General features: G+C 55.3%; 7 protein-coding genes and 1 tRNA gene. 7 read left to right on the top strand and 1 reads right to left on the bottom strand.

The genetic code is table 11. The features are described from left to right. The 7 genes from rpsD to ACIQZK_RS10395 form a co-directional block, all read left to right on the top strand. On the top strand, positions 1–506 hold a 506-nt coding region (gene rpsD, locus ACIQZK_RS10425), incomplete at its 5' end, for a 30S ribosomal protein S4 (protein WP_397576069.1). Between the two features lie 114 nt (positions 507–620). After that, positions 621–2,300: a M28 family metallopeptidase gene (locus ACIQZK_RS10420; RefSeq protein ID WP_397576068.1), complete on the top strand. Its 1,680-nt coding sequence runs from the start codon at positions 621–623 to the stop codon at positions 2,298–2,300. 4 nt (positions 2,301–2,304) lie between these two features. After that, positions 2,305–3,285 carry an agmatine deiminase family protein gene (locus ACIQZK_RS10415; RefSeq protein ID WP_397576067.1) on the top strand — a complete coding sequence of 327 codons (981 nt, stop codon included), beginning with the start codon at positions 2,305–2,307 and terminating at the stop codon, positions 3,283–3,285. A 65-nt stretch (positions 3,286–3,350) separates the two neighbouring features. Beyond that, positions 3,351–4,211 carry a class I SAM-dependent methyltransferase gene (locus ACIQZK_RS10410; RefSeq protein WP_397576066.1) on the top strand — a complete coding sequence of 287 codons (861 nt, stop codon included), beginning with the start codon at positions 3,351–3,353 and terminating at the stop codon, positions 4,209–4,211. 171 nt (positions 4,212–4,382) lie between these two features. Next, a complete protein-coding gene (gene aguB, locus ACIQZK_RS10405) occupies positions 4,383–5,249 on the top strand; it encodes an N-carbamoylputrescine amidase (protein ID WP_397576065.1) in 867 nt (288 codons plus the stop codon). After that, the gene (gene folK / locus ACIQZK_RS10400) at positions 5,233–5,766 is read left to right on the top strand and encodes a 2-amino-4-hydroxy-6-hydroxymethyldihydropteridine diphosphokinase (RefSeq protein WP_397576064.1); all 534 of its coding nucleotides are present in this window, start codon (positions 5,233–5,235) and stop codon (positions 5,764–5,766) included. The genes aguB and folK overlap by 17 nt, the downstream gene beginning before the upstream one ends. A gap of 40 nt (positions 5,767–5,806) precedes the next feature. Continuing rightward, positions 5,807–5,882 (top strand) — tRNA-Lys (locus ACIQZK_RS10395). A gap of 299 nt (positions 5,883–6,181) precedes the next feature. Here the strand turns inward: ACIQZK_RS10395 and ACIQZK_RS10390 are convergent. After that, the coding region (locus tag ACIQZK_RS10390; protein ID WP_397576063.1) for an MFS transporter at positions 6,182–6,704 on the bottom strand (523 nt) is incomplete at its 5' end.

Below are 6,704 nucleotides of genomic sequence, written 5' to 3'. Positions count from 1 at the left end.
ATGGTCAGCGCCGTAAAGGCAAGCTTTCCGATTATGGTATTCAGCTGCGCGCCAAGCAGAAGCTTAAGGGCTATTATGGCGACGTAACTGAAAAGCAGTTCAAGCGTGCCTATCAGGAAGCCAGCAATATGAAGGGCGATACCTCGCAGAATCTTATCGGTCTGCTCGAGCGTCGTTTGGACATGGTTGTATACCGCGCCAAGTTCGCCCCAACCATTTTCGCCGCACGCCAGATCGTTAGCCATGGCCACATTCGCGTCAACGGCGTGAAGTGCAACATCGCCAGCCGTCAGGTTGCTGTCGGTGACGTCATCAGCCTCGGCAGCAAGGCCAAGGAAATGGCTTTGGTTATCGAAGCACAAGGCCTCGCTGAGCGTGACATTCCAGAATATGTGTCTGTAGACGGCAACGACAAGGTTACCTTCGCGCGTATCCCAACGCTCGACGAAGTGCCCTACCCCGTTAAGATGGAACCAAATTTGGTCGTCGAATTCTATTCGCGTTAATCTTACAAACAATCTTACGAAAAAGGCGGTCCTTGTGGCCGCCTTTTTTGTTTGAGCCTGACCGGCGGGTCTGGCAGAAGGCGCGCAATAATCTTTCCCCCTTAGGAGAATTTCATGCGCCTGCTGTCTCTGGCCCTTGTATCTGTTCTGGCTCTCACGACCGCCTGTCAAAAGGATGCGTCGCTGGACGTCTCCATGGACGCCCTGCCGCAAGTCGAAGTCCCCGCGCTTTCCGAAGCGACGATGAAGGACGTGACACGCGAATTGTCACTCGACAGCTATGAAGGCCGCGCACCGGGTTCCGTTGGCGAAGAGAAGACCGTCGCTTATCTGATATCCAAATATAAAGCGGCAGGACTTGAGCCTGGCAATAATGGCAGCTGGACGCAAGATGTGCCACTGATCGAAATTACCGCGAAAAATGTGTCACCGCTCACGATTTCCGACCGCAGCGGCAAGGCCATGTCATTTGCCTATGGCAACGAATATGTCATTGGCAGTTACCGCGAGACACCCAAAACCGATATCAATCAAAGCGAAATGGTCTTTGTCGGTCACGGCATTGTCGCCCCTGAAAAGGGCTGGAACGATTATGCCGGCGTCGATGTTAAGGGCAAAACCGTCGTCGTCATGGTCAATGACCCCGATTTCGAAAATGAAGGTCTTGATGGCCCATTCGGTGGCAAGGCCATGACCTATTACGGACGCTGGACATATAAATATGAAGAGGCTGCGCGTCAGGGTGCAGCTGCCGTTTTGATCATCCACGACACTGCCCCTGCGGCATATGGCTGGAATGTCGTCAACTCCAGTTGGACAGGCACGCAATTCCTGGCGCAGTCAAAAGATGGGGGAAAGAGCCAGACCCAAGCCAATGGCTGGATCCAGAAATCCGTAGCGAAGCAAATTTTTGCCGCCGCTGGTCAGAATCTCGACAAGCAAATGGCCGCCGCCAAGCAAAAAGGCTTTAAGGCGGTTCCGCTGAACCTGACCGCGTCGATGAACTTTGAAAATGACATCGCGCGCAAGGCGAGCAAGAATGTCGTTGGTGTCATGAAAGGCACCAAGCGCCCTGACGAATATGTGCTGTACACGGCGCATTGGGACCATCTCGGTCGGTGCACGGCCGCGCCCGATGGCGACGACATCTGTAACGGTGCAGTCGACAATGCCACCGGCACTGCGGCACTGGTCGCATTGGCAGAAGGCTTTGCAAAAGCCGGCGCGCCGGAGCGTTCGGTCGTGTTCCTTGCGGTGACTGCGGAAGAAAGCGGCCTGCTTGGTTCGAAATTCTACGCCGAAAACCCCATCTTCCCGCTTTCGCAAACCGTGGGCGGCGTGAACATGGATGCGTTTTCCATGTCGGGCCCCGCGAAAAACCTAACCGTCATCGGCAAAGGCAAATCGCAACTTGATCTCTATCTTGAGGCTGCCGCAAAGTCCGAAGGACGGACGCCGGAAATGGAACCAACACCGGAAAAGGGCTTCTACTATCGCTCTGACCATTTCAGCTTTGCCAAGCTTGGCGTGCCTATGGTGTATTTCGAAGGCGGAGACGATCTTGTCACCGGCGGTAAAGCCGCGGCGATGGCCGCAGCGGAGGATTATGAAAAGAACCGTTACCACGCGCCCGGCGACGAATTTGACGAAAAATGGGATTGGTCGGGCGTCATGTCCGACTTGAAACTATATTATCGTGTTGGCCGGATGCTGGCGATGACCGACGCGTGGCCAAACTGGAACGACGGCGACGAATTCCGCGCTGTCCGCGACAAGAGCCGCAACGGGAAATAAGCCAATGACCTTCCGTATGCCCGCCGAATGGGCGCCCCATGAAGCCGTCTGGATTGGCTTTCCCAGTTCTGCGGAATATTGGGGTGCGCCGCTCCAACGCGCACAGCAGCAGATGGCCGCCTTTGCCAATGCGGTGCACGCATCGGGCAAAGGTGAGCGGGTGCATGTGATTGCCGGCAACGCAGAGGCCATGGCCGTCGCAAAGGGACTAGTTGACGCTGGCGTCCATGTCGAGCTGCGCCACATCGGCGATGTCTGGTTGCGTGACACGGGCTGCATCATCGTGAAAGATGGGGATCGGCGGATTGCCCGTAATTTCGGCTTCAATGGCTGGGGAAACCGGTTCGACTATCCCGGCGATACAAGCATTGGCCATGAATTGGCGGCAGATTTCGGTTTTGAAATTGCACAGGCGGATTGGATATTTGAGGGCGGATCCATTGATGTCGACGGTGAAGGTCTTGCCGCGACGACGGTTGATTGCCTGTTAAACCCCAACCGCAACCCAACACTTGATAAGGCCGCGATTGAAGACCGGCTGCACGCTGACTTGGGGATAGAACGTTTGCTTTGGCTCGGCGACGGCCTCGCCAACGACCATACCGACGGCCATATTGATAATTTGGCACGCTTTGTTGGCCCGAACCATATTGTGGTTCCCAGCAGCGCCGGCCCCGGCGATCCAAACCGCGCCGTCTTTGAAGATGCCCGCGCGCGCGCTGAAGCGTTCGGATGCAAAGTGACACTGATGCCCTCGGTTGGCCGTTTTGAACAAGACGGGGAAATCGTGCCGGCAAGCTATATGAATTTCTACATTGGCAACCGCAGCATCGTCGTACCTATTTATGGCGGCGTGAACGATGATGCCGCAATCGAAGTGTTGGCAAACATCTACCCCGAACGCGACGTTATCGGCGTCATGGCGGATGCGGTATTAACCGGCGGCGGAAGCTTTCACTGTTCCAGCCAACAAGTACCTATTTGACGCTATTGGATATCAACGCGAAACATTGCATATTCCCAAAACAACCAACCAAGAGGACGCCCCCTATGAAAAAGACTTTTCTAATTGCCCTCGCCGCCACAGCGCTTGCAGCACCCGCTTATGCTGACCACCACAGCATGAGCAAAGCCGAGCATCACAAAATGCATAAGGAACATAGCGAGCGGCTTGCAAAAATCCTCGCCGACCCGGCGCGCGGTGCAGATGCCAAGCGCGATCAATATCGCCATCCGGCCGAAACGTTCGAATTCTTCCGGTTGCACCCTGACCACGTCATTGGTGAATATGCGCCGGGTGGCGCATGGGTTTCGCGTATCCTTGGTCGTTATGTGAACGAAAAAGGCAAATATACCGGCCTGTATTTCGGCACAAAAAGCCATTTCAGCGATCAACAGAAAGCCGGCATCGCGGCGAACATTGCAAAGTTTCCTGCCGATGTCGCGGCAGTATCCGGACGTCCGGCGACAGATTTCAACGCGTTTTCGCTCAGCGAAGTTCCAGAGGGCGCAAAGGGGTCGTTTGACCGCATAATTGTGATGCGTATGCTGCACAATATGATGAACTGGAACATCGCAGATTCCGAAATCAAGGCGATGCGCGACCTGTTGAAGGATGATGGCTTGCTGGGAATCGAACAGCATCGCGCCAAGGCAGATGCGCCGTTCAGCTACTCCAATGGCACCAAAGGCTATATGCGTGAGGCCGACATCATCAAGTTCATGGAAGTGAATGGATTTGACTTGGTCGCGAAAAGCGAAATCAACGCTAATCCAAAGGACAGCGCAAATTGGCCCGATGGCGTCTGGACGCTTCCGCCAGCGTTGCGTTTGAAAGACGTCGACCGTGCGAAGTACGAAGCCATCGGTGAAACCGACCGCATGACATTGTTGTTCAAAAAACGGCCCTAATTGTTGCATTAGCGTTGCCCAGCTAGCCGATACCCCTCTTAATGCCGTGAATTTTGCGGTTGGGGCATCGCTTGTGGCGCGTACTGACCGCTGGCATAGCAACGACAATATTATTGTATCTGGTAACAATCATGATTGCAGCGCGTTTCGGCGTCCGGCTATAGACGCCGCATGACCCGAAATATCACCGTTGCCGCGTTGCAACTGCCCCTATCGGCAAGCGAAGCCGAAAACATCGATGCCGTATGTGACCTCGTGTCACAGGCCGCAGAGCAAGGCGCGCATATCATCCTGCCGCCTGAACTGTTTTCAGGCCCCTATTTCTGCAAAACGCAGGAGGAAGAACATTTCGCGCTGGCGCGGCCAACGCTTGAGCATCCGTCCGTCATCGCAATGGCGAAACTTGCCAAGCAACTTGGCGTTGCCATTCCCACAAGCTTTTTCGAACGTGATGGCGCACATTTCTATAACAGCGTCGCGATGATTGGTCCCGATGGCGAAATTATCGGCATCTATCGCAAAAGCCACATTCCCGACGGCCCGGGCTATCAGGAGAAATATTATTTCCGCCCTGGAAACACCGGGTTCAAAGTTTGGGAAGTCTTTGGCACGCAAATCGGCGTCGGCATCTGCTGGGACCAATGGTATCCCGAATGTGCGCGGGCCATGGCATTGATGGGTGCAGAGCTGCTTTTCTATCCCACCGCCATTGGCGCAGAGCCACAGGATGCGACATTAGACACACGGCACATGTGGCGCCGGGCCATGGTGGGCCACGCGGTATCAAACTGCATGCCGGTCATCGCCGCAAACCGCATCGGCGCAGAAGCCGACCATGGCGGTCTGGCACAAAAATTCTATGGCACCAGTTTCATCGCCAACGAATGGGGCGATGTCGTCTGCGATTTAGATGATGCGGAAACCGGCATATTGGTTGCAACATTCGATTTGGATCAAGCCCGCGCCCACCGCGCAAGCATGGGCTTCTTCCGCGATCGGCGCCCGCAATTATACAGCCGGCTTGCAGAGGATATCTAAACTGTCACATCTCTACCTCATCGGCATTGGCTCTAATCAGCCACATGCAATCATTGGCGCGCCAAACAAGATCATCGTGCAAGCGGTCGCCGCGTTGGAAATGGACGATATCGACGTCTTCGCGCATTCGGCGACGATCCAATCCAGCCCTATGGGGCCCTCCTCACGCCAGTTTGCAAATGCGGCGGCGGTTGTGTCCACCGATCTTGAGCCCCCTGCTCTGCTGGCACGCCTGCAAGAGATTGAGCACCATTTCGGTCGCGTCCGGCGCGGCCAAAGCTGGCGGGCACGTGTGCTCGACCTGGATATCCTATTGTGGTCCGGCGGCGCATGGGCGGACAGCAATCCGGCCTTGGCCATTCCCCATCCCGGCCTGCGTTCGCGGGGATTTGTCCTGACCCCTGCGGCCATGATTGCCCCCGATTGGCGTGAGCCGCTGACGGGCCTGACCATCAGGCAGCTACAATCGCGATTTAACCGACCAAAGGCGCTTGACCGCACAAGTTCCCGCCATTAGGGGGAGCGCTCTCGCACGGACCAATTCGCGGTCCGCTAGGGGGCCCTTAGCTCAGTCGGTAGAGCAACTGACTTTTAATCAGTAGGTCGCTGGTTCGAACCCAGCAGGGCTCACCATATATTTCAATGGTTTGACACCTTTGCCTTCGGGGAAATTGAAATGTAGGTCGGACTTTTGACGGACATATCCTGTTATTGGTCTGTGGGTGCGCTACCAACAACTACCCCCACCCCCTTCGAAAAACCCAGCCAACAACACCCCACCGGGGTGGCACCCCCCCTATTCTGAGTTATGGGACCCACAGTTCCTTCTTACATATTATTTTGCTCGGTTGATTGCGCGAAATAGATGTCGATCAGCATGACGTGCCATATGTGTCTTGTTGTGGGCCGGGAGCAGACTGTCGGCTTCTAGACTATCTCCGCCGCGCCACCGTTTCAGGCATGCGCAACCAAATAACTGCCGCAGCGAGAAAGCTGATTGAAGCCAGGCTCATTACGGGTGCACGGCCGAACGCCTCTGCTAGTGGTGCAGTAATGAGCGGAGCGGTCATGCTGATTACACGGCCCCAGTTGAAAATCGATGCGGCAGTTGATCGCAAATGTGGCGGGTATAGCTCTGACAGCCATGGTCCCCAGATCGCGCTACACGACAACATCACACCATAGGTAAAGCCTGTTAGCTCAAGCAGACCAATAGGCATCGGTATGAACAAATAAACAGGTATAATTACCGCTGCAGCAACAAATCCCCAAGCAGCGTTGCGACGACCGAAACGGTCGCTGATGAAGCCCCAGACGAGGCCACCAATGGCTGCCCCAATAAACTGCCAGCCCAGCACATCCCCAACGACCGTATCAGGAATGGCGCGGTCTTCCTTAAGATAGGTTGTCGCCCAGCCAGTGAATGCCTGATACGCAAAAAAATTCAGTCCCGTC

This window comes from Sphingorhabdus sp. (genome assembly GCF_044338195.1).
Taxonomy (GTDB): domain Bacteria; phylum Pseudomonadota; class Alphaproteobacteria; order Sphingomonadales; family Sphingomonadaceae; genus Sphingorhabdus_B.
Note: the sequence above shows the minus strand (reverse complement) of the source record. Positions and strands in the feature narration are given on the sequence as shown.